We start from the raw sequence: 22192 nt of genomic DNA, 5'->3' as shown, positions 1-22192 counted from the left end.
ACGTGGACCGGATCAGGCTGCGGAAGACAGCCTGACGGTTCCCTGTGCCGGCAGAAGTCTCAATACTTCATCGGCATAGGCCATGCTGTTTTGAAGTGCCTTGTCGAGATTGCTGACCTGTGACGGGTTCATCATGTGGAGATAGCCGCGGAACTCGAACATGTCGCGGAAGGCGGCACGTTCGATGATCGGCGTGTTGAGAACGTTGACGTCCCGCTTGGCCAGAAGCGCCTTCGCTGCTAGCAGCGCGCGCGTGGTCACCATGGAATTCACGCGTGACAACAGCACGGAGTGCGGGATCTTGATGCCTGCGCGATCGTCGAGATAGCGCAGCAGTTCCAGCACCTGTGCTGCGCCCTGCGCATCCATCGTGCTGCCTTGGACCGGAATGATGACGTGATTGGAGAGGCCAACTGCCGTCGCCAGAAGCGGGGACTGGGCGCCCGGCAGATCGACGATCACATGGTCGAACTTCTTGCGGTTGTCGAGCACATGCTGTTGCAGTGTGGTTATCGAAACATAGGTGATGACCGTAAGGTCAATGCGGTGGTCGGCATTATCGCGCCACTTCGAGAGCCAGCGTTGTGGGTCGGTGTCGATCACGCAGACGCGCAAGCCCCGCCGCGCAAGCTCCGATGCCAAGAGAAGAACTGCGGTTGTCTTGCCTGCACCGCCCTTGGTGTTTGCGAACGTGATGACTGCCATGATGAACCCGAGCGTAAAAAGAGGGGGGCGGCGATCATCGCGCAAGAAACCGCACCCATTTCATGGTGCGGTTCGATCATTCAACAATATGGTTAACAGGCTCTGAAGAGAAAGTGCGAGAAGTCAGCGTCTGTGGTCTTCCGCCATGATTTCGCGGGCGATCTGATCGAGCGGAACGATCTTGTCGACGCCGCCATGCGCAATCGCTTCCTTGGGCATACCAAAGACGATGCAGGAGGCTTCATCCTGGGCAATCGTATAGGCCCCGGCCTGATGCATTTCGAGCATCCCGCGCGCGCCATCGTCCCCCATGCCCGTCATGATCACGCCCATGGCGTTAGACCCGGCGGAGCGGGCGGCGGAGCGGAAGAGAACATCGACCGACGGTCGGTGCCGGGAGACGAGCGGACCGTTTCTGACGGAGACATGATAGCGCGCGCCTTGGCGCTCCAGAAGCATGTGCTTGTCGCCCGGTGCGATCAGCACGTGGCCGCGCAAAACCGGATCGCCATCTTCCGCTTCTTTGATCTCGACTTCGCAAAGACCATTCAGGCGCTTGGCGAATGCCGCTGTGAACTTTTCCGGCATGTGCTGGACGATGACCATGCCCGGTGAGTTTGCCGGCAGTCTCTCCAGCATTTCGCGTAAAGCTTCTGTACCGCCTGTGGAGGCGCCAACACAGATCACCATTTCGGTGGTGCGCGCCATCGCCTTGCCGGACGGCGGCGGCAGCACGGCATCTGCCGTCAATTTGGCCTGGGTACCAAGCGAGCTCGACCCGCGAGGCTGAGCGCGCACGCTCTTGACGCGCGCATGTGCCGCACTCTTGACGACTTCGCAGATGCGCAAGGCGGATTCGGCCAGATGATCGGCAGCGCCGATGCGCGGCTTGAGAATGACATCGACGGCACCGGCTTCCAGCGCCTGAATCAGCGTTTCGGAGCCTGCTTCGGTCAAGGAGGAGCACATGACGACCGGGATCGGGTGCTGCGACATGATCTTCCGCAGGAAGGTGATGCCGTCCATGCGCGGCATTTCGACATCGAGCGTGATGACGTCGGGCAGGTCTTCCTGGATCCTTTTCGCCGCCATGAACGGATCGGACGCTGCCCCAATGACCTCGATCGCAGGATCGCCCTCTAGCACCGCGGTCAGCGTCTGTCTCACGCTGGCAGAGTCATCAACAATGAGGACGCGTACTTTTTTGACCATGATAACCTACTGCTTGAGGAAAACCGTATTGGCGACCTGCTTGACCGGAAGATTGATGCCGGTGACAGATTCCGAATGACCGATCATCAGGTAACCGCCCGGCGCCAGGCACTTGCAAAGCTCGGTCAGCACGTGAGTCTGCGTCTTCTTGTCGAAGTAGATCAGCACGTTGCGGCAGAAGATGACATGGACCGGCGCGCCGATCTCATAGGACGGGTTCATAAGGTTCATGCGGGCAAAGCCGACCTTGACGCGCAGCTTCGGCGAAATCCTGACGTCGCTGCGATATTTGTCGCGCGCCTGCATTACGTATTTGCGCTGCATGGCGGAGGGTACAGGCTCCAGAAGATCACGGTTGTAAATACCGGAATGCGCCTTCTTCAGAACGTCTGTCGAGAGGTCCGTCGCGAGAATGCTGAAATCGGAGATCACACCCTTCTCTACGGCTTCCGCCATGACCATCGCCATCGTGTAGGGTTCAGCACCCGTCGAACATGCGGAGCTCCACGTGCGGGGCTGTCTGATCCCCTGCTTGGCGAGCGTAGGAAGGGCGGTTTTTTCGAGGAAGTCAAAATGGTTGGGTTCGCGGAAGAAGTCCGTTTTGTTCGTCGTCACCACGTCGATGAGATAGATGACCTCGTCTTTCAGACCGTCCTGGCGGAACAGGTATTCGCAGTAGTCGCCAAAGGATCGAAAGCCTGTTGCGCGCAATCGCTTGCGCAGACGGCCTTCCAGCATCGAACGCTTGGCGTCCGTCATCTTGATCCCGCAATAATCATAAATGAAACTGGATAGCTGGCGGAAATCGCGGGTGCTCAGACTATCTTCGAAGTTGACGCTAACAGCGGTATTCAATTACTCGTCCTTTCAGGCTGCGCGCATCGGGCCGTTGTCGACCTTGGCAAGCTCACCGGCATCGCCAGAGAAAAGCTTTGCGAGATCGATGATGACGACGAAATCGCTTTCGCGGCGAACGACACCGGCGATGTAGCTGGAGTTCCAGCGAATGCCGATGTCCGGTGCGGTCTCGATCTGGTCCTGCCTGAACGGCGCAACTTCAAAGACCTTGTCGGCAACGAGACCAAGCGCCAGCACCTTGTCGACGAAGGGAATGTCGAGCACCAGAATGCGCGTGTGCGAGGTCTTAACCGTCTTGGTCATGCCAAGGCGCAGGCGAAGGTCGATGACCGGAACGCCCTGTCCGCGCACATCCCTCAGGCCGAGCAGATAATCAGGGCCGTGGGGGATCTTGAAGGCTTCTTCGTGGTCGAGGATTTCACGAACGACGTCCACAGGAACCGCGAAAACTTCCTCGCCAAGGCTGAACGTCACGTATTGCATGGTAGATGTAGGGCTCGCCATTTGCGTCTTCTCCAGAAGTCTTGGTCGACATTGCCGATTGAGCGGTTGTTACGTCAGGTCAGGGGAGGCGGGCCTGGGGCCCGCATCCATAGTGTTCGTTAGCCAGCATGGCGGAAATCGCCGTCATTCTCATCCGGGCCGCCCATGGACATGTCCAAGGCAAAACCCTTGGCACGCGCTTGTTGGGCATGGACCGTACTTGTCGGGGCAGGGCGACGGCCTGGCGTTGCCGGTTTTGCAGCACTTCGTGGTGCTGCTGCTGGCGTTGCCTGGCGCACGGGCGTTGGGCGAACCGCAGGTCCCGCGTTGGCACGCTCGACCTTGAAGAAGGCGATGCTCGTCTGAAGCTCTTCGGCCTGTGCGGCCAGTTCTTCGGAGGTGGCAGAGACTTCTTCGGACGCACCGGAATTCTGCTGCGTCACCTTGTCGAGCTGCTGGATCGCCTCGTTGATCTGGCTTGCGCCGATATCCTGCTCGCGGCATGCGGCAGAGATTTCCGAGACCAGTTCCGCGGTCTTGCGGATATCCGGAACGAGACGGTTCAGCATCTCGCCGGCTTCGGTCGCAACCTGAACCGTCTCTCCGGAGAGCGAGGAGATTTCAGCGGCGGCCGCCTGGCTGCGTTCTGCCAGCTTGCGCACTTCAGAAGCAACGACCGCAAAGCCCTTGCCATGTTCACCGGCGCGTGCAGCTTCGACAGCGGCATTGAGTGCCAGAAGGTCGGTCTGACGCGCGATTTCTTGGACGATAGAGATCTTTTCAGCAATGGTCCGCATGGCGACGACAGCGCGCCCAACCGCTTCACCGCTGGCCTCGGCATCCTTGGAGGACTGGCGAGCGATCTTCTCAGTCTGAGCCGCATTGTCGGCGTTCTGCTTGATGTTGGCGGCCATCTCTTCCATGGAAGCAGAGGCTTCTTCGGCAGACGATGCCTGTTCGGTCGCACCCTGAGACAGCTGTTCGGACGACGAAGACAGTTCCTGGCTGCCGGAGGAAACATTGTCTGCCGCGGCCAGCGCATCGCCAACAACGCCGCGCAGGCGTTCGACCATGTCGTCGACATGCGTCAACAGGACACCGATTTCGTCGCGGGAGTTTACCTGAACATTCTCCGTCAGATCGCCTTCGGCGACCTTGCGAACCGCTGTCGTTGCCCTTGTGAGGCCGCGGCTAATGGAGATGCTGATCCATATTGCTGAAACAATGGACACGACGCCAGCGACTGAAGCGATGATCACAAGCGTACCGAACGTGCTTTGATACGCAGCGTCGCTCGCCTCATCGGCTTTCTTAACGGCGGCTTCGGTCAAGCTGGAAAGCGATTCCGTCAGGGCGTCGAGCTTTTGACCCGCAACTGTTCCTTCATTCTGGTTCAAGGCAAGCGCGTCATCACGGCGGCCCGTCTTCATGTAGCCGACAAGTCGATCTTCCAGTTTCTCATAACCAGCCCAGAACTCGCGAATTTCCGCCCACTTGCCTTTGAATTCTTCGGGTGCTGCAGCTTCGCCAGCATTCAGCGCCGTCGTGAAGTTGTTTCTCTCTTCTTCGATGGTTTCGAAGGCGGCGTTCATTTTCTGCTCGGTGGTTGCGAGCAAAAGATCGCCCTCTGCCAAACCGAGACCGTCAAAAGCCTTCGCCAGATCGTTGGCCACATCATCCTGTCGGATGGGTCCCGTCATCATAGCATCTTGGAGCGTTGCCAATCGATTGAGGCCGCTGATCCCGAAAATCGCGCAGCCTGCCATCAGACCGACGAGCAATGTGAAGATCAGAGTGAGTTTCAATTTAATCGTAAAACGCATCGAGGTGTTCCTTAGCTAAGTAGGACACGTAGCCAGCGCTATCATGCCGCTTTTCAAAGAGACCTTAGGCCTGTGATGGTGACGGGCTAGATCGCCCGCCATAGTTTCGAGACTGATTGGGTTGTACCCAGTGTCAGGCCGTTTCGCGGAAGTCGTGGTCGTTGTCGTCCGGTCCACCCATGGACATGTCGAGGGCAAAGCCGTTGGCGCGAGCCTGCTGAGCATGGACGGCGCTCGTCGGTGCAGGGCGACGCACGGGAGCGGCAGACTTCGCAACTGGACGATGTGCGACCGCCGGGGCTGCATGGCGAGCCGGTGCAGAGCGAGTTGCTGCGGCGGCATTGGCACGCTCGACCTTGAAGAAGGCAATGCTGGCCTGAAGCTCTTCGGCCTGTGCGGCCAGTTCTTCTGATGTTGCAGAGACTTCTTCGGAAGCACCGGAATTCTGCTGCGTCACCTTGTCGAGCTGCTGGATCGCTTCGTTGATCTGGCTTGCACCAATATCCTGCTCGCGGCATGCCGCAGAGATTTCCGACACCAGCTCCGCTGTTTTGCGAATGTCCGGAACCAGGCGGTTCAGCATTTCGCCAGCTTCGGTCGCAACCTGAACGGTTTCTCCTGAGAGCGATGAGATTTCAGCGGCTGCTGCCTGGCTGCGTTCTGCGAGCTTGCGGACTTCAGAAGCGACGACCGCGAAGCCCTTGCCGTGTTCACCGGCGCGTGCAGCTTCAACAGCGGCGTTCAGTGCGAGAAGGTCGGTCTGACGCGCGATTTCCTGCACGATAGAGATCTTTTCAGCAATGGTCCGCATAGCGACGACAGCACGGCCAACCGCTTCACCGCTGGCCTCTGCATCCTTGGAAGACTGGCGAGCGATCTTTTCGGTCTGGGCAGCATTATCGGCGTTTTGCTTGATGTTGGCGGCCATTTCTTCCATCGAAGCGGAGGCTTCTTCGGCAGAGGAGGCCTGTTCGGTCGCACCCTGAGACAGCTGTTCGGAAGACGAAGAGAGTTCCTGGCTGCCGGAGGAGACGTTGTCGGCTGCGGCAAGCGCGTCACCGACAACGCCGCGCAGGCGCTCGACCATCGACTGGAGAGCAATGCCGAGCGTGTCCTGGTTGGAAAGCGGCTTCGGCGTAACAGTCAGATCACCCTCTGCGATCTTATTCGCGACCGTTGCCGTCTCGCGCAGGTTCGTGACCATGTGCAGCATGGCGTTGCCCAGCGTATCCCGATCCGACAGAGGCTTCACGTCCTTGGACAGATCACCCGAGGCGATCGTACCGGCAACATCGGCGGTCGCGCGGAGATTCACAACCATGTTGCTCATAGCGATACCCAGGCGGTCCTTGTCGGAGAGCGGCTTCACGTCCTGGGAAAGATCACCTTCCGCAATGTTGTTTGCAACCGCTGCGGTAGCGCGCAGGTTCGTCGTCATGACGTTCATGCTGTCGACCAGATCCTTGATCTCGTCATTGCTCTTGATTGCGATATCCTGATCAAGGTCGCCAAGCGCAACGGCGCGGGATGCACGGATCGCCTGCTGCAATCCCTTGTTGATACCGAGCGCAATCCATGTGGCGATCAGGATCGACAGGATGATGATGGCTGCAACGACGCTGATGAGGACTGTACGGGACGTGTCATATTCCTCGTTGGTCGCTTCATCCGTCGCCTTAAGGTCAGCAGCGATTTCGTCGTTCAGTCCTTGGAGAATGGTTAGCAGAGCCTGCGTTGCCTTCTCGCCCTCTCCCATGGAGATTACCCCGGCTTGGCGATTGCTTTCCGTGGTGTTTACAGTACCAAGGCGTAGCACTTCTTCCTGCAGTTTTTCCCAGGCTGGAATGGCCGCCCTGAGCTCCAGAACCTTGGCGTGGATCGCCGGATTGCTCTCCTTTTCAAGAGCGGCAATAAGTTGCCCGACTTTCGCCCGATTAGCGCGGGCGGCATCCACGTAAGTTGAGATACGGGTCGCGTCTTCGTTTAGTGCAGCACTTTTTTCGGCTGCTATCGAGTTCAGAATCGCGTCGGAGAGATCGCTTGAATTACGCAGATTGGTGGCCGGTCCCTGAACGATATCCGTCACAGCGCCGTTTAGCGAGGCAAGCTGTGTGATGGCCATTCCAGCCATGCCCGCTGACAGCAGGATGATGAGCGCGAAGGCAAGTGCAAGTTTGAGCTTAATCGTAAATCGCATCTTGGTGTAATCCTTGGGAGGTTGTCTCATTCCGCCGGTCAACAAATTTGCGGCGCTATGTGACGGAGATCGTGTTGGTGGAGCATTTACAGAGGGGGCCGCCCATCGACATGTCGAGTGCGAAGCCGTTAGCGCGGGCCTGCTGGGCGTGGACGGGTTGCGACGGGGCAGGGCGACGAACCGGAGCAGCAGATTTCGCCGCAGGACGGTGCGCAACCGAGGCAGCCGCTGCGCGAGCCGGGGCGGGGCGACCGTTTGTATTGGCACGCTCGACCTTGAAGAAGGCGATGCTGGCCTGAAGCTCTTCGGCCTGTGCGGCCAGTTCTTCCGAGGTGGCGGACATCTCTTCGGAAGCACCGGAGTTCTGCTGCGTCACCTTGTCGAGCTGCTGGATCGCCTCGTTGATCTGGCTGGCACCGATATCCTGCTCGCGGCATGCGGCAGAGATTTCCGAGACCAGTTCTGCCGTCTTGCGGATATCTGGAACCAGACGGTTCAGCATCTCGCCGGCTTCGGTCGCAACCTGAACCGTCTCGCCGGAAAGCGAAGAGATTTCAGCGGCGGCCGCCTGGCTGCGTTCTGCCAGCTTGCGCACTTCGGAGGCGACGACGGCAAAGCCCTTGCCATGTTCACCGGCGCGTGCGGCTTCGACAGCAGCGTTCAGTGCCAGAAGGTCGGTCTGACGCGCGATTTCCTGAACGATGGAGATCTTATCGGCGATGGTCCGCATGGCGACCACAGCACGGCCAACCGCTTCACCGCTGGCCTCGGCATCCTTGGAAGACTGACGCGCGATCTTCTCGGTCTGGGCTGCGTTGTCTGCGTTCTGCTTGATGTTGGCTGCCATTTCTTCCATCGAAGCGGAGGCTTCTTCTGCGGAGGAGGCCTGTTCGGTTGCACCCTGCGACAACTGCTCGGAAGACGACGACAGTTCCTGGCTGCCGGAGGAGACGTTGTCCGCTGCGGCAAGCGCGTCGCCGACGACACCACGCAGGCGTTCGACCATCTTTTCGAGCGAGATACCAAGGGTGTCCTTGTCCGACAGTGGTTTTGGCGTAACGGTCAGGTCGCCGTCGGAAATCTGGTTTGCCACACTGGCCGTATTGCGCAGGTTGGCCGTCATCACATTGATGCGTTCGACAAGGTCCTTGATCTCATCGTTGGTCTTGATTTCGACATTCTTGTCGAGATCGCCAACCGCGACAGCTTCAGCAACCGTCATGATCTTGCGCAACCCTGTGTTGATCCCGAGCGCAATCCAGGTTGCAATGATCAGGCTTCCGAGAACTGCCGATGCGACTGCGATGATCAAGATCAGACGAACCTGCTCATAGGTCGCCTGGCTGGCGGCCAGCATCGTGTCGACGATTTCAAGCTGAACTCTGACAAGTTCCTTGGTATTCGTGCCGATGGACTGGGCGAGTGCGCGCATTTGTCCGTTTGAATACTCAATCGCCTGCTGTCTGTCGGCGCCCGATAGCAAATCCTTAAGCTTCACAGACTCGCCGCTGAACTTCTCAAAGTTCTCGACAACCGCAGCCCAGTAAGGCTTGCCTTGTGCCGACGCCTGTGAGAATCCCGTGCGCGCAAGTTCCAGTGTGGTGGCAGTCAAATCATCCGAGATCTTCAAGTAACGATCTGTACCACTGCTGTCTTTTTCGAGCAGAGCATTCTTCTGCTGGCGGATGATTTCTGAGAGGTTGCGGTCGATCTGGAGCGCGTACTGGAGCCTCTTTTCGGGGCCGTTGGCCAGATTGCCAATCGCCTCGTTCACTGTGCCGAGACTTGTGATGCTGTAGAACGACAGCGAAGCGAGAACCGTGAGGATAATGCCGAATGCCAGCGTCAGTTTGAGTTTAATCGTAAATCGCATTTTGCCCCCGTGAGTGACGCGCAAGGCGCATCAGGTGTTTGCTGGCCGAAAGATCCCTTTTCTTGCGGCGTGCCGTGTCGTCTGCTTCCATGCGCCCGGCTGGGCGAATGGAAAGTTTGATTCACACCTTTCGGCGCTCGCTTAACCGTCGATTCCCTTCGACGGTGCGGAATTCATGCTCTTCCAAGTTCCACGACATTGCCCTGCGCGCCTACCTTCCCGGGCAGGCTCTCGCGCTGTGCCGAGAAGATAGCGATCAGGTTCGGCATGATGACGAACTCGGCCCCGCGCTTGATCAGGCAGTTGATGTAGTCGGGTCGCCACCGCATCCCGACGCTGGGTGGCGCCTCGCTGGCGGACTTGGAAAAGGTCGTCACTTCGTAGACCTTGTCGGTTCTGAGCCCGACCAGCGTCTGTTCGCCTTCCAGCGAAACCTCGATGACGATGATGCGGCTGTCGATGGTCTTCTCCGCCGCATGCATGCCGAAGGCGAGACGGATGTCCGCCAGCGGAATGACCTTGCCGCGAAAATTGATGACGCTCGACACGAAAGCCTTGGCGCCCGGAACGGCCGTTTCGGGCAGAAGGTCGAGGATTTCCTGAACCTGTGCGGCCTCGATGGCAAAGGTCTCGCCTTCGATCGAAAATGTCAGAACTTCAATGTCTTGGCGTTCGGCCCAGAAGTCCACGGGCTGTTTCAAAAGCGGCTGGTTCATCCGGCAATGCGCATCTGCGCCTCCTGTTGCTGGCCTGCCGCAACCAGGTGTGCGACGTCGAGAATGAGAGCGACGCTGCCGTCTCCAAGAATGGTGGCGCCCGAGAAGGTCGCAACATCGTGGTGCAGCTTGGACATGGCTTTGATGACGGTCTGGTGATCGCCGATGATCTGGTCGACGACGAGACCCACACGTTCCGACCCGGTGGAAATGACCACCACCTTCTGGAACTGGTCCGGCTTCGTGCCGCTCTGGAAAAGCTCACGCAGGCGGATGAACGGCACCAGGCTTTCACGCAGCGAAATGAACGAGCGACCGCGAGATTTGACGTCGTCTTCCGGAGACAGTTCCAGGCACTCTTCGACTGCCGAGAGCGGAATGACGTAGCAGCCATGACCGACGCGAACGAGCAGACCGTCGATGATGGCAAGGGTCAGCGGAATGGCGAGCGATACTTCCGAGCCAGCACCCGGTGCGCTGGTGATGTTGATCGTGCCGCGTAGCGCCTCGATCGTCTTCTTGACGACATCCATGCCGACGCCGCGGCCGGAAAGGTTCGTAACCTGGGCTGCCGTCGAGAAGCCTGGCTCGAAGATCATCTGCAGGAGTTCTTGATCTGTCAGGGTTGCGCCCGGGGCCACGAGCCCTGAGGATTCCGCCTTGGCACGAACCCGCTCACGGTTGATGCCACGACCGTCGTCCTTAATGGTGATGATGACATCCCCACCGGTTTGGCGCGCGACAAGTGAAACATGTCCGACCGGGTCCTTACCCGCGGCTAAGCGCTCTTCCGGTGTTTCCAGGCCGTGATCGCAGGAGTTGCGAACAAGGTGGACGAGTGGATCGGCAAGCCGTTCGATCACGGCCTTGTCGACTTCAGTGCTTTCGCCCTCGGTGATCAGCTCGATCTGCTTGCCGGTTTCGCGCGCCAGATCATGCGTCAGGCGGCGGAAGCGGCTGAAGAGCTGGGCGATCGGCACCATGCGAAGCACCATCATCGTGTCGCGAAGTTCGCCCGAAAGCCGCTCCACATCCTCGGAGACGGCACGAAGGTGAATGTCGACGCTGGTGTTGGCGAGCTGCGACAGACGCGACTGGGCGATAACAAGCTCGCCGACGCGGTCCATCAACTCATCGAGCCGTTCAGCCGGGACACGCACATTTTCAGCGGCTCTTCCCTGCTTGCCATCGGTGGCCGCCTGAACAAGCTGCGGATTGGCCTTGGCGGCTTCTTCGACAGGTGCCGGCGGGGGCACGATTTCCTGGGAAGCCGAGGTGTCCTCCACCTGCGTGATCTCAAGCTCCATATCGTCCATGACGAAGATGAAGACGTCATCGATGGCGGAACGGGGCTGTTCGGTCGTCAAGGTCACAGACCAGCCGAGATAAAGCTGCGTGGGGTCGATTTCTCCAAGAGGAGGGATGGCGCCTGTGTTGGCGACGATGATGCATTCGCCAAGCTCAGCCAGCTCGTTGAGCAGGCCGAGTGGGTTGGTGCCATTTGCCATCGCGTTCTCAGGAAGACGGAAGGTGATCGTCCACGTCGCGCCAGTGGTTTTTGGCGCCGGAACAGCAGCTGTCGCCTTCGGAGCCGACTGGGCAACGGCCTTCTTACCAGAGCCTTCGCCGACAGCAGCCTGCAACTTGGCCAGCAACCGATCGCCGGTTTCAGGAAAAGCAGTTGCAGGGTTGTCCACCAACCGACGCATGTGGTCCTGGGCTTCCAGAACGGCAGCGATCAACTCGCTGGTGGCAGGAACTTCGCCCTTGCGAACACGGTCGAAGGCCGTCTCGCAGTGATGGGTAAAGGCAGCGAGTGCCTCGAAGCCGAACATTGCGCCGGACCCTTTTAAGGTATGCAGACCGCGAAACACGGCATCAATCTGACTTTGATTGGATAGATCATGCAAGAGGTCGAGAAGCCCGCTTTCGATCTGCTCGAAAAGCTCGGCGGCCTCTGTCCTGAAAACCTGAATTGGGTCCAGCAGCGTCATTTACCAAGTACCTTTCTGACAATCTTCACGAGGTTTTCCGGGTCGAAAGGCTTGGTAACCCAACCGGTGGCACCGGCTGCCTTGGCGCGCGCCTTCATGTCGGCATCGGATTCGGTCGTCAGGAAGATGATCGGCACGCCGGTATGGGCTGGCGACTGGCGCAGCGCCTCGATCATCTCCAGACCGTTCATGTTCGGCATGTTAAGGTCGGTGACGATGAGATCGAAGGGAGCGCCCTTTGCTTTCGCAAGTCCGTCAGCCCCGTCTACAGCTTCGGTTACTTGGTAACCGGCATTGGTGAGGGCGATCTTCGTCGTCATGCGAATGCTTGCGGAATCGTCCACGGTAAGAATGTTGGCGCTCATTTAGATGTCCTTTCCATGCAGCCAGAAGAGGCGCGAAGCCTCGTCCATGTTTTCAAGAAAGCCAGCGCGTCCCAGCGTTTCCACGACGCTTTTGCCGGCTGGCTTCTTCAAAGTGATGAATTTGCCCTGCTCGCGGGCGTAAAGACGGGACGACTCGACGAGCTGGACGAAGCTCAGATCGACGGATGCGTCCTCGGGTATGTCCAGCACGACAGCGCTGCTTTCCTGAAATGCGGAAAGCAGGGTCTCGTGAATCGCGGTGATCCCCCTGATCGACAGGGATGAGGGAAGAGTGACTGTTTCAGGGGTCATCGGCTTTCCTGGGTGTTTTCGGTTTGAACGCGCCCTTCGGGAGAAAGGGAAAGTGTGTCGATGAGGCTGGCTGCCAGCGCTGGCGGTTCGACCTGCGCCTTGCTGCCATTTGCCATCAGTGTCTGGATGGCCGGCCACTGCCGATCGAATGCCGCGACGCAGTCGGGATCGAAGTGTAGCCCGCTGTTTTCAAGGATGTGGTTGCGAGCAGCTTCGATCTCCCACGCCTTTTTGTAAGGGCGTTGCGTGCACAGCGCTTCGAAGACATCTGCGACGGCGACGATCCTCGCGACGAGCGGAATATCCGTACCCTTGATGCCCTTCGGGTATCCTGTGCCATCCCACTTCTCGTGGTGGCCACCTGCGATCGCCTCGGCGATCTGCAGAAGACGCGATGTGCCGTCGCCCAGCATGCTGACGCCGAACTCCACGTGCTTGCGCATTTCCGCAATTTCGTTGTCATCGAGTTTGCCCGGCTTCTGCAGTATGCAGTCGGCAATGCCGATCTTGCCGACATCGTGAAGCGGCGCCACGAGATAGATCATCCGGCACGTTTCTTTGTCGAGGCCGAGATCGGCGGCAATCAATTGGCTGATCTTCGCCACACGCGAGATGTGGTCGCCGGTTGCGCCATCGCGAAACTCGATCGCCCTTGCAAGGCGCCAGATGATTTCTTCTTCGCGCGCAACCAGTTCCTGCGTCGCGTGGGCGACCTCTTCCTCGAGCCGCGTCGCCTGGCGCGAGATTTCGAGATGGGCCTTACGCAGCTGCAGCAGATTGGTGGCGCGCGCCTGAAGCTCGATGGCGTCAAACGGCTTTGATACGAACTCGGTAGCGCCCGCTTCGATTGCGGCAATCAGGACTTCGCGCTGACGCTCCGCTGTCACCATGACGATCGGTACAAGGTCGTAGTCGGGCGATTGTTTCAACGTCTTGATGACATCGATGCCCGTGTAGCCCGGCATCATATAGTCGATGAAAAGCAGGTCGACAGGATTTTCAAGACAATAGGTCAGCGCCTCTTTCGGCACCATAAATGTAATAATTTCAATACCTTCAATGTTGCTCAACGATGATTGAAGAGCAAAGAGTGCCGATCGGCTATCGTCTACGAGTACTACCTTCACCGTGGCTCCAGGCCTTCGACAGGGAACAGCATTCCGTTCTTCGGTTTTGAGGCCGAAGCGGGCGTTCATGATGATGAGGACATTTGGAAAACCGGGCTTGCGTCATGCGCCCATTGTGACCGCCGCATGCAGGCCGAAAATGTCGTTAGAACACGCAATCGGGCCACGGTTGTCGAAAATCTATTTAATAGAACGATGGTTAAGGGCGCGTTAAAACTCGGGCGCCATGGTTTTTTATTTCTAAAAGAAAAAGATCAATAAATAGAATAGGATGAGTCTGTATTTAATATAAGGAATATGCGTCTACGCCAGTCTAGTAAAAAATGTACGAAGTGAAAAAGGACCAAGCGGAACGTCAAATATACATGAGTAATATTTAATATTGAAAGCGATTTTTTATTTATTTATATATTTTAATGTTTGACGTGGCCTATGAAGTTTTTGCGTTCAGCGACGAGTGGGGGAAAACGTAGGCTCCCCGGCGAAGGAAGCCTCATTCCTCCCAAATCCTGCTGATTCATCCAGTCATTTTCGAGTTAAATAATTGAATATAATTGCATTTTTAGAAAGTTAAAATTTCGCATCTTGCCCAGTTGCGCAACCAATATGATTCGCATACGGTCTTACGGCAACGTTTCAGTGAGGGAGGAGACTCATGCGCATTCGTTCTATCCTGACCGCTTTGGCGGCAAGTGTTATGCTGCCGGCGGGTATAGCCGCAGCGACGGATCTTGAAGTAACGCATTGGTGGACATCGGGCGGCGAAGCTGCTGCCGTGGCCGAGCTTGCCAAGGCATTTGACGCAACCGGAAACAAGTGGGTGGATGGCGCGATTGCGGGTTCCGGCGGCACTGCCCGCCCGATCATGATCAGCCGCATCACCGGCGGCGATCCCATGGGTGCCACGCAGTTCAACCACGGACGCCAGGCTGAAGAGCTTGTTCAGGCCGGTTTGATGCGCGATCTTACCGACGTTGCCACGAAGGGCAACTGGAAAGATGTGATCAAGCCGGCAAGCCTGCTCGACAGCTGCACCATCGACGGCAAGATCTACTGCGCGCCGGTCAACATCCACTCCTGGCAGTGGCTGTGGCTTTCCAATGCGGCCTTCAAGAAGGCCGGCGTCGAGGTTCCGAAGAACTGGAATGAGTTTATTGCGGCTGGTCCTGCGTTGCAGAAGGCCGGTATCCAGCCTCTGGCGCTTGGTGGTCAGGCATGGCAGGCGAACGGCCTGTTCGATACGCTTGTTCTGTCACTCGGCGGCAAGGATCTCTACGAGAAGGTTTACAAGGACAAGGATGCGGAAGCTGCAGCCGGACCGGAAATGGCGAAGATTTTTGCTGCCGCCGATGCCGCCCGCAAACTTGCCAAGGGCTCCAATGTTCAGGACTGGAACCAGGCCACCAACATGGTCATCACCGGCAAGGCCGGCGGCCAGGTCATGGGTGACTGGGCGCAGGGCGAGTTCCAGCTGGCGGGTCAAAAGGCCGGCACGGATTATTCCTGCCTGCCGGGTCTTGGTCTCAACGAATATCTGACGACCGGTGGCGATGCCTTCTACTTTCCGCTCTTGAAGGACGAAGCCAAGTCCAAGGCGCAGGAAGTGCTGGCCGAAACCATCGTCGATCCGAAGACCCAGGTTGCTTTCAACCTGAAGAAGGGCTCGCTGCCGATCCGCGGGGACGTCGATCTCAATGCGGCGAACGACTGCATGAAGAAGGGTCTTGCCATTCTCGCCAAGGGCAACGCCCTCACCAGCACCGACCAGCTGATTTCTGCCGACTCGCAGAAGCAGAAGGAAGATCTGATGGCGGAGTTCTTCGCCAATGAATCGCTGACCGCTGAGCAGGCGCAGAAGCGCTTCGCTGACATCATCTCTTCGGCGGACTGATTATCAATCGCAAGTCATCGGCGGGCGAAATCCCGCCGATGACGCGAAACCTCATGAGTGCGCAGGCAAGCGCTCGTCGAGATATCTTTCGGATATTGCTCAACAGATGTCCGGAGCAACGATTGATAGGAGGGCATATGGCCGTAAAGAGCCATTCTGGACGTCCAAACCAGCTGTTTCGCAATCTGAACTCGAAGATTGCTTCCATCCCCCTGATCTTGACCTCCATGGTCATTTTCCTGGGCGGCACGATCTGGACTGTCGTTTATTCCTTTACCAACTCCAAGCTCCTGCCAAGGACGACCTTTGTCGGCTTTGATCAGTATGAGCGTCTGTGGGCCGCACCACGCTGGATCATATCGATCCAGAACCTTGCCATTTACGGCATCCTGTCCCTGATCTTCAGCCTGGTGATCGGCTTTCTGCTGGCCGCACTGATGGACCAGAAAATCCGGTTCGAAAATACGTTCAGAACGATCTTCCTTTATCCCTTTGCTCTGTCCTTCATCGTGACGGGCCTCGTCTGGCAGTGGCTGCTCAACCCGGAATTCGGCATTCAGTCGGTCGTGCGTTCGCTCGGCTGGGAAAGCTTCACCTTCGATCCGCTCTATAATTCGCAGATCGTGATCTACGGCATCCTGATCGCAGCGCTCTGGCAGGGCACGGGCCTCGTCATGTGCCTCATGCTCGCAGGGCTTCGCGGCATCGACGAGGATATCTGGAAGGCGGCGCGGGTGGACGGCATTCCCATGTGGAAGACCTACCTGCTCATCGTCATTCCGATGATGCGGCCCGTCTTCATCACGACGCTTGTCATTATCGCCAGCGGCATCGTCAAGGTCTACGACCTCGTCGTGGCGCAGACGAGTGGCGGTCCCGGCATCGCCTCGGAAGTGCCGGCGAAATATGTCTATGACTACATGTTCCAGGCGCAGAACCTGGGGCAGGGCTTTGCCGCCTCCACCATGATGCTGCTCACCGTCGCCATCATCATCGTTCCATGGGCCTATCTCGAATTCGGAGGGCGCAAGCGTGGCTAACATCAGCACTCTCAACACCGTCGCTGCCGGTGCAGATGCCGTCTCGGATCAATTGAGCGGACCTCGCGGCCGTAAACCCCGCAAGAGACTGTCGCGACGTAACATCATCCTTTACGGCACGCTGATCGTCGCAGCGCTCTACTATCTCCTGCCGCTCTACGTCATGGTCGTGACGTCGCTGAAGGGCATGCCGGAGATCCGACTCGGCAACATCTTCGCGCCGCCGGTGGAAATCACCTTCGAGCCGTGGGTCAAGGCCTGGGCGAATGCCTGCACCGGGCTTAATTGCGACGGGCTTTCACGCGGCTTCTGGAATTCCGTGCGCATTATGATCCCGTCCACCATCGTCTCGATCCTGATTGCCTCGATCAGTGGCTATGCGCTGGCGAACTGGAAGTTCAAGGGTTCTGAGTTCTTCTTCTCGGTCCTGATCATTGGTGCCTTCATTCCCTATCAGGTGATGATCTATCCGATCGTCATCGTGCTGCGTGAAATGGGCATTTATGGCACGCTGACGGGCCTCATCATGGTTCATACCATTTTCGGCATGCCCATCCTGACCCTGCTGTTCCGCAACTATTTCGCAGGGCTGCCGGAAGAGCTCTTTAAAGCTGCGCGCATCGACGGCGCCAATTTCTGGCAGATCTATTTCCGCATCATGCTGCCCATGTCGATGCCGATCTTCGTCGTCGCCATGATCCTTCAGGTCACGGGCATCTGGAACGACTTCCTGTTCGGCGTCGTGTTCACAAGGCCTGAATACTATCCGATGACCGTTCAGCTGAACAACATCGTCAACTCGGTTCAGGGCGTGAAGGAATACAACGTCAACATGGCTGCAACGCTGCTGACGGGTGCCGTTCCTCTTTTCGTTTACTTCGTTTCAGGCCGACTTTTTGTGCGCGGCATCGCCGCAGGCGCAGTCAAAGGGTAAGTTCATGAATAAAAGCGTTTCCATTCGGGATTTGTCTCTGTCGTTCGGCGCGGTCAACGTGCTGTCCACGCTCAATCTCGATATCTATGATGGCGAGTTTCTCGTTCTTCTTGGCTCGTCGGGCTGCGGCAAGTCCACTCTGCTCAATTGCATCGCCGGACTTCTGGAGCCGACCGAAGGCCAGATCTTCATCAAGGATCGCAACGTCACCTGGGAAGAGCCCAAGGATCGTGGCATCGGCATGGTCTTCCAATCCTATGCGCTCTATCCGCAGATGACGGTGGAGAAGAACCTGTCCTTCGGCCTTCAGGTTGCGAAAGTGCCGAAGGACGAGATCGATCGTCGCGTCAAAAGAGCCGCGGGCATTTTGCAGATCGAGCCTCTTTTGAAGCGCAAGCCTGCCGAACTTTCCGGCGGTCAGCGCCAGCGTGTGGCGATTGGCCGTGCATTGGTGCGCGACGTGGATGTGTTCCTCTTCGACGAACCGCTCTCCAACCTCGACGCCAAGCTCCGCTCCGAACTGCGTGTGGAAATCAAGCGCCTGCACCAGGCGCTGAAGAACACGATGATCTATGTGACGCACGACCAGATCGAAGCCCTAACCTTGGCCGACCGTATTGCCATCATGAAAGCCGGCGTCATCCAGCAGCTCGATGATCCGGTCTCGATCTATAACCGTCCGAAGAACCTCTTCGTCGCAGGCTTCATCGGCTCGCCGTCGATGAACTTCCTGCGTGGCGAATTGGCGGAAAAAGACGGCAAGGTCGTCTTCGTGACCAATGGCGTGAGCTTGAGCCTCGACGGTTATCAGGCCCTGGCGCCTCTGACTGCCGGCAAGCCTGCGGTTCTCGGCGTTCGCCCCGAACATATTCGTGTGGACGCCGATATCATCAGCGGCGAGGTGCATGAGGCCGTAGTCGACATCGAAGAACCGATGGGTGCTGATAACCTCATCTGGCTGAAGCATGCAGGCCATACGATATCGGTGCGCGTCGGCGGCCACAGGCGTTTTGCGCCCGGTACCAGGGTCAAGCTCGGTTTCGACATGACCATGGCATCCCTTTTCGATGCGGGCACGGAAGACCGCATCTGACCCTCTCATCTTCATCATTCGAGCCAAATGTCAGGAGAGACATATGACCAAACTCGGCTTTCAACTCTACAGTGCGCGCAATTTCCCGCCGCTTTCCGATATTCTCAAGAAGCTGTCTGCAGCAGGCTATTCCCATGTCGAAGGTTTTGGCGGGATCTATGCCAATATGGATGAGGCAGCACTCAAGGGCCTCCGCGCCGATCTGGATGCCAATGGTCTCACCATGCCGACGGGCCATTTCGGTCTAGACATGCTGGAAAATGATCGCGAGCAGTCGCTAAAGGTCGCCAAGACGCTTGGTATCGAGGCGATCTATTGCCCCTATCTCATGCCTGATCAGCGCCCCAGCGATGCCGCCGGCTGGTTTGCCCTCGGCAAGCGACTGCAGGAGGCAGGCAAGCCCTATCGCGATGCCGGCATTTCTTTCGGTTGGCACAACCACGACTTCGAGTTCGCGACCTTGGAAGACGGCTCCACGCCACAGGAGCAGATCCTTGCAGGTGGCCCAGATCTCGAATGGGAAGCTGATATCGCCTGGATTATCCGCGGAAATGCCGATCCTTTTGCCTGGATCGAAAGCTACGGCAAGCGCATCACCGCAGTCCACGTCAAGGACATTGCTCCGTCCGGCGAAAACAAGAATGAAGACGGCTGGTCGGATGTCGGGCACGGCACAGTCGACTGGAAGGGTCTTGTTGCTGCCTTGAAGAACACAGCCGTGAAATACTATGTGGTCGAGCATGACAATCCAAGCGACGCTGATCGCCTGATCACGCGCTCCATCGAATCCTTCAAGACCTACTGACACCATTGCGGTGAGCGCCGGTTCGCCGCAATCACCGTTCTATTTTCACGCGTGTCCGGCCAACGAAGCTCACACTCGGTTGGCCGGACACCATCATCTAGACCACTTCGGAGTTACCCATCATGGCCAAGGAACTTGGCGTCGGCATCATCGGATGCGGCAATATTTCAACCACATACTTCTCGCTATCTCCGCTCTTTAATGGGCTGAAGGTGCTGGCCTGCGCAGACTTGAACAGAAGCGCCGCAGAGCTGCGTGCGGAAGAGTTCGGCGTAAAGGCGCAGTCCATCGAGGAACTGCTCGCGAATGACGAGATCGACGTTGTCGTCAACCTCACCATTCCGGCAGCGCATTTCGAAGTCTCCAAGGCGATCTTGGAAGCCGGAAAGCACGTCTATTCGGAAAAGCCGCTTGTGCTCAGCCTGGAAGAGGGCGAGGAACTTCGTCGCATTGCGAAGGAAAAGAACCTCGCCGTCGGGTGCGCGCCCGACACTTTCCTTGGCGGCGCGCACCAGTTGGCTCGCAAGCACATTGACGAAGGCGGCGTCGGTCGCATCACCTCGGGCACCTGCCATGTGATGAGCCCCGGTATGGAGATGTGGCACCCCAATCCCGGCTTTTTCTTCCTGAAGGGTGGCGGTCCGATCCTCGATCTCGGCCCCTACTATATCGCCAACCTGATCAACCTCATCGGTCCGGTGAAGCGCGTCGGCGCCTTGACCTCCATGGCAAACCCGACCCGCACCGTGACGAGCCAGCCGCTTAACGGCCAGATTATTCCGGTCGAGACGCCCACGAACATCCACGCGCTGCTCGAATTCGTCAATGGCGCGACCATCACGCTGTCTGCCAGCTGGGATGTCTGGTCGCACCGTCACGCCAATATGGAGCTTTACGGCACCGAGGGCTCCATCTACGTGCCCGACCCCAACTTCTTTGGCGGCGTGGTCGAGGCCAGCGGCCGCGACAAGGACATCAAGCCGCTAGAAGACTGGGCGCATCCCTTCGGCATTTCCAATCAGGAAAGCCCTAACGGTCCGCGCGCCAATTATCGCACCGCCGGCCTTGCCGATATGGTGATGGCTCTGATCGAAGGCCGGGACGCCCGCTGCTCACTGGAGCGCTCGCTTCACGGCATCGACGTCATGACCTCGATCCTGAAATCCGGCGAAGAAGGCCGCTTCATCGAGCTGACAACTACCTGCACCCAGCCGGCAGCGCTCGGCATCGAAGAAGCGCAGTCTCTGCTGCGATAACATCGGCGGCACTGAAGTGCCCGTGTCGCTGACACGGAATTGCGAGAAAATGACTGCCACCGGGGTCGCGACTGCGCCCCCGTTGGCTGTTTCATTTTGCCTTACTTCTGCTTGGCGGAAACCGCCTTCGCCGCCTGGTCGATCGTGTCGGACACGACCTCCGGCTGGGTCATGAACAGCGCATGGCTCGCCGAAACCTTCGTGATCTTCGCGTTGATGCGCTCGGCCATATGGATCAGCATCGCCTGATCGAAGGCCTTGTCTTCCGTGGCGATCACAGCCCAGCTGGGCTTGCTGCGCCAGGCGGCGTTATTCAACTTTGTGGCAAATGCAGACATGTTGACCGGCACCTGAGAGTCGCGCATGAAGGCGACTTCCTGATCGCTCACATCATGAGCAAACCCCGCCTTGAACTTATCGCGGTTAACATAACCGTACCCGTCCTTGGTGATGTCCAAGACGAATTCCGTTGCCGGTGCAAAGCCCTCATACTGTTGGGCCGTGGTTTCGCCAGCGTCTGGCGAAAGGGCCGAGACATAGACCAGGCCCGCCACTTTGGGATCGATGCCGGCCTCAGTGATGACCGTGCCTCCCCAGGAGTGCCCGACCAGGATTGTCGGACCATCCTGTCGGTCCAGCACCCGCCTGGTTGAGGCAACGTCGTCTTCCAGTGAGGTCAATGGATTCTGGACAATGCTGACGCGGTAGCCGCGTTTTGTCAGGTCTTCATAAACGCCTCTCCAGCCGGCGCCATCGGCGAAGGCGCCATGAACCAGAACAACATTCCTGACGATCTGGTTCTCAGGAATGACGTCTGCGGCATGGGCAGATGCTGTGGTTACAAAGGCGGCGGCGATAGCAGTGATCGAGGTCAAGGTCTTCATCGTAATCTCCTTAAATGTTGCAATAACTATTATTGCGATAACAATAAACTCACATGGATTTTCGGGATCGTCAAGATATTATTTATCGCGATATTGGTCTTTGTCGTAACGCCCTGTATATAAAGGGAAAGGAGTTCGACATGGCCACCAAAAGGAATGATCCCCCGCCTCTTAGCGACCAGCTGTGCTACGCGATCTACAGTGCAGGCATCGCGATCCAGCGCGCGTACAAGCCGCTTCTCGATGAACTGGGCGTGACATATCCTCAGTACCTCGTGCTCAACGTTCTATGGAGCAAAGACGAGCAGACGGTCGGTGCCATCGCGGCCTCGCTGGCGCTCGAATCCAGCACCCTCACTCCGCTTCTCAAACGTCTGGAAGCGTCGGGCCTGCTACAAAGAACGCGAAACGTCAGCAATGAACGCCAGGTCGTTATCGCATTGACCGATGCGGGCAGGGCGCTGCAGCACAAGGCGGGGTGCCTGAGCGATACGCTGCTGGCGGCGTCGACCCAAACGCCAGAAGCGCTCGCGGCACTGAACCGCGACGTGCGAGGCCTACGAAACGCCATCTATTCGCAGATTGGCGGGTGGGACGAGCCTGCGTGAATTTGTCAGACATGCT

At 57.9% G+C, this 22192-nt stretch carries 19 protein-coding genes and 2 pseudogenes; 7 read left to right on the top strand and 14 right to left on the bottom strand.

What is annotated here, in order from left to right; all coding sequences use genetic code 11:
* Positions 1-12 precede the first annotated feature (12 nt).
* The 13 genes and pseudogenes from PVA19_RS05470 to PVA19_RS05415 form a co-directional block, all read right to left on the bottom strand.
* Positions 13-705 (bottom strand): ParA family protein, encoded by a 693-nt coding sequence (locus PVA19_RS05470; protein ID WP_062424054.1) that lies wholly within the window; start codon positions 703-705, stop codon positions 13-15.
* 123 nt (positions 706-828) lie between these two features.
* A complete protein-coding gene (locus PVA19_RS05465) occupies positions 829-1917 on the bottom strand; it encodes a protein-glutamate methylesterase/protein-glutamine glutaminase (protein ID WP_062424055.1) in 1089 nt (362 codons plus the stop codon).
* A 6-nt stretch (positions 1918-1923) separates the two neighbouring features.
* Complete coding sequence (locus PVA19_RS05460) at positions 1924-2772, bottom strand: CheR family methyltransferase (protein WP_274101478.1); 849 nt, start codon at positions 2770-2772, stop codon at positions 1924-1926.
* A 12-nt stretch (positions 2773-2784) separates the two neighbouring features.
* Positions 2785-3279 carry a chemotaxis protein CheW gene (locus PVA19_RS05455; protein WP_062424057.1) on the bottom strand — a complete coding sequence of 165 codons (495 nt, stop codon included), beginning with the start codon at positions 3277-3279 and terminating at the stop codon, positions 2785-2787.
* Between the two features lie 98 nt (positions 3280-3377).
* Positions 3378-5081, bottom strand: coding sequence for a methyl-accepting chemotaxis protein (locus PVA19_RS05450; protein ID WP_274101476.1), 1704 nt, complete (start codon positions 5079-5081; stop codon positions 3378-3380).
* Between the two features lie 133 nt (positions 5082-5214).
* Positions 5215-6273, bottom strand: a pseudogene (locus PVA19_RS22390) (methyl-accepting chemotaxis protein); the annotation flags it as partial.
* A 285-nt stretch (positions 6274-6558) separates the two neighbouring features.
* Positions 6559-6837, bottom strand: a pseudogene (locus PVA19_RS22385) (methyl-accepting chemotaxis protein); the annotation flags it as partial.
* A gap of 496 nt (positions 6838-7333) precedes the next feature.
* The gene (locus tag PVA19_RS05440) at positions 7334-9151 is read right to left on the bottom strand and encodes a methyl-accepting chemotaxis protein (protein ID WP_274101475.1); all 1818 of its coding nucleotides are present in this window, start codon (positions 9149-9151) and stop codon (positions 7334-7336) included.
* A gap of 173 nt (positions 9152-9324) precedes the next feature.
* Complete coding sequence (locus tag PVA19_RS05435; protein ID WP_112952921.1) at positions 9325-9867, bottom strand: chemotaxis protein CheW; 543 nt, start codon at positions 9865-9867, stop codon at positions 9325-9327.
* The gene (locus PVA19_RS05430) at positions 9864-11861 is read right to left on the bottom strand and encodes a chemotaxis protein CheA (RefSeq protein ID WP_274101474.1); all 1998 of its coding nucleotides are present in this window, start codon (positions 11859-11861) and stop codon (positions 9864-9866) included. The genes PVA19_RS05435 and PVA19_RS05430 overlap by 4 nt, the downstream gene beginning before the upstream one ends.
* Entirely contained in the window at positions 11858-12226 is a 369-nt protein-coding gene (locus tag PVA19_RS05425; RefSeq protein ID WP_113175918.1) for a response regulator, read from the bottom strand. The genes PVA19_RS05430 and PVA19_RS05425 overlap by 4 nt, the downstream gene beginning before the upstream one ends.
* Positions 12227-12538 carry an STAS domain-containing protein gene (locus tag PVA19_RS05420; protein WP_062441850.1) on the bottom strand — a complete coding sequence of 104 codons (312 nt, stop codon included), beginning with the start codon at positions 12536-12538 and terminating at the stop codon, positions 12227-12229.
* Positions 12535-13665, bottom strand: coding sequence for an HD-GYP domain-containing protein (locus PVA19_RS05415; protein WP_274101473.1), 1131 nt, complete (start codon positions 13663-13665; stop codon positions 12535-12537). Before PVA19_RS05415 ends, PVA19_RS05420 begins: the two co-directional genes overlap by 4 nt.
* A gap of 655 nt (positions 13666-14320) precedes the next feature.
* Between PVA19_RS05415 and PVA19_RS05410 the strand changes: the two genes are divergently transcribed.
* The 6 genes from PVA19_RS05410 (at position 14321) to PVA19_RS05385 (ending at position 20684) form a co-directional block, all read left to right on the top strand.
* A complete protein-coding gene (locus PVA19_RS05410) occupies positions 14321-15556 on the top strand; it encodes an ABC transporter substrate-binding protein (RefSeq protein WP_113226333.1) in 1236 nt (411 codons plus the stop codon).
* 137 nt (positions 15557-15693) lie between these two features.
* Positions 15694-16596 (top strand): carbohydrate ABC transporter permease, encoded by a 903-nt coding sequence (locus PVA19_RS05405; protein ID WP_062424065.1) that lies wholly within the window; start codon positions 15694-15696, stop codon positions 16594-16596.
* Complete coding sequence (locus PVA19_RS05400; protein WP_062424066.1) at positions 16589-17530, top strand: carbohydrate ABC transporter permease; 942 nt, start codon at positions 16589-16591, stop codon at positions 17528-17530. Before PVA19_RS05405 ends, PVA19_RS05400 begins: the two co-directional genes overlap by 8 nt.
* Positions 17531-17534: 4 nt before the next feature.
* Positions 17535-18623 (top strand): ABC transporter ATP-binding protein, encoded by a 1089-nt coding sequence (locus PVA19_RS05395; RefSeq protein ID WP_274101472.1) that lies wholly within the window; start codon positions 17535-17537, stop codon positions 18621-18623.
* A gap of 43 nt (positions 18624-18666) precedes the next feature.
* Positions 18667-19428: a sugar phosphate isomerase/epimerase family protein gene (locus PVA19_RS05390; RefSeq protein ID WP_274101470.1), complete on the top strand. Its 762-nt coding sequence runs from the start codon at positions 18667-18669 to the stop codon at positions 19426-19428.
* 122 nt (positions 19429-19550) lie between these two features.
* Positions 19551-20684 carry a Gfo/Idh/MocA family protein gene (locus tag PVA19_RS05385; protein WP_274101469.1) on the top strand — a complete coding sequence of 378 codons (1134 nt, stop codon included), beginning with the start codon at positions 19551-19553 and terminating at the stop codon, positions 20682-20684.
* Positions 20685-20785: 101 nt separating this feature from the next.
* On the opposite strand, the gene PVA19_RS05380 is transcribed toward PVA19_RS05385, so the two are convergent.
* Entirely contained in the window at positions 20786-21568 is a 783-nt protein-coding gene (locus PVA19_RS05380) for an alpha/beta fold hydrolase (protein WP_443111621.1), read from the bottom strand.
* 140 nt (positions 21569-21708) lie between these two features.
* Between PVA19_RS05380 and PVA19_RS05375 the strand changes: the two genes are divergently transcribed.
* Positions 21709-22176, top strand: a complete 468-nt coding sequence (locus tag PVA19_RS05375; protein WP_113265368.1) for a MarR family winged helix-turn-helix transcriptional regulator — start codon at positions 21709-21711, stop codon at positions 22174-22176.
* Positions 22177-22192: the final 16 nt, after the last annotated feature.

The sequence above is a fragment of the Agrobacterium sp. CNPSo 3708 genome, assembly GCF_028674915.1.
GTDB classification, from domain to species: Bacteria; Pseudomonadota; Alphaproteobacteria; order Rhizobiales; family Rhizobiaceae; genus Agrobacterium; species Agrobacterium cavarae.
The sequence above is the reverse complement of the archived record's forward strand: the minus strand, read 5'-3'. Positions and strand labels throughout refer to the sequence as shown.

What these genes read in the sequence shown, in the direction of transcription:
- PVA19_RS05375 (WP_113265368.1), top strand. Translation starts at nt 21,709, where the DNA reads ATGGCCACCAAAAGGAATGATCCCCCGCCTCTTAGCGACCAGCTGTGC.
- PVA19_RS05395 (WP_274101472.1), top strand. Translation starts at nt 17,535, where the DNA reads ATGAATAAAAGCGTTTCCATTCGGGATTTGTCTCTGTCGTTCGGCGCG.
- PVA19_RS05470 (WP_062424054.1), bottom strand. Translation starts at nt 705, where the DNA reads ATGGCAGTCATCACGTTCGCAAACACCAAGGGCGGTGCAGGCAAGACA.
- PVA19_RS05430 (WP_274101474.1), bottom strand. Translation starts at nt 11,861, where the DNA reads ATGACGCTGCTGGACCCAATTCAGGTTTTCAGGACAGAGGCCGCCGAG.
- PVA19_RS05410 (WP_113226333.1), top strand. Translation starts at nt 14,321, where the DNA reads ATGCGCATTCGTTCTATCCTGACCGCTTTGGCGGCAAGTGTTATGCTG.
- PVA19_RS05390 (WP_274101470.1), top strand. Translation starts at nt 18,667, where the DNA reads ATGACCAAACTCGGCTTTCAACTCTACAGTGCGCGCAATTTCCCGCCG.
- PVA19_RS05450 (WP_274101476.1), bottom strand. Translation starts at nt 5,081, where the DNA reads ATGCGTTTTACGATTAAATTGAAACTCACTCTGATCTTCACATTGCTC.
- PVA19_RS05420 (WP_062441850.1), bottom strand. Translation starts at nt 12,538, where the DNA reads ATGACCCCTGAAACAGTCACTCTTCCCTCATCCCTGTCGATCAGGGGG.
- PVA19_RS05405 (WP_062424065.1), top strand. Translation starts at nt 15,694, where the DNA reads ATGGCCGTAAAGAGCCATTCTGGACGTCCAAACCAGCTGTTTCGCAAT.
- PVA19_RS05465 (WP_062424055.1), bottom strand. Translation starts at nt 1,917, where the DNA reads ATGGTCAAAAAAGTACGCGTCCTCATTGTTGATGACTCTGCCAGCGTG.
- PVA19_RS05435 (WP_112952921.1), bottom strand. Translation starts at nt 9,867, where the DNA reads ATGAACCAGCCGCTTTTGAAACAGCCCGTGGACTTCTGGGCCGAACGC.
- PVA19_RS05455 (WP_062424057.1), bottom strand. Translation starts at nt 3,279, where the DNA reads ATGGCGAGCCCTACATCTACCATGCAATACGTGACGTTCAGCCTTGGC.
- PVA19_RS05425 (WP_113175918.1), bottom strand. Translation starts at nt 12,226, where the DNA reads ATGAGCGCCAACATTCTTACCGTGGACGATTCCGCAAGCATTCGCATG.
- PVA19_RS05380 (WP_443111621.1), bottom strand. Translation starts at nt 21,568, where the DNA reads ATGAAGACCTTGACCTCGATCACTGCTATCGCCGCCGCCTTTGTAACC.
- PVA19_RS05385 (WP_274101469.1), top strand. Translation starts at nt 19,551, where the DNA reads ATGGCCAAGGAACTTGGCGTCGGCATCATCGGATGCGGCAATATTTCA.
- PVA19_RS05440 (WP_274101475.1), bottom strand. Translation starts at nt 9,151, where the DNA reads ATGCGATTTACGATTAAACTCAAACTGACGCTGGCATTCGGCATTATC.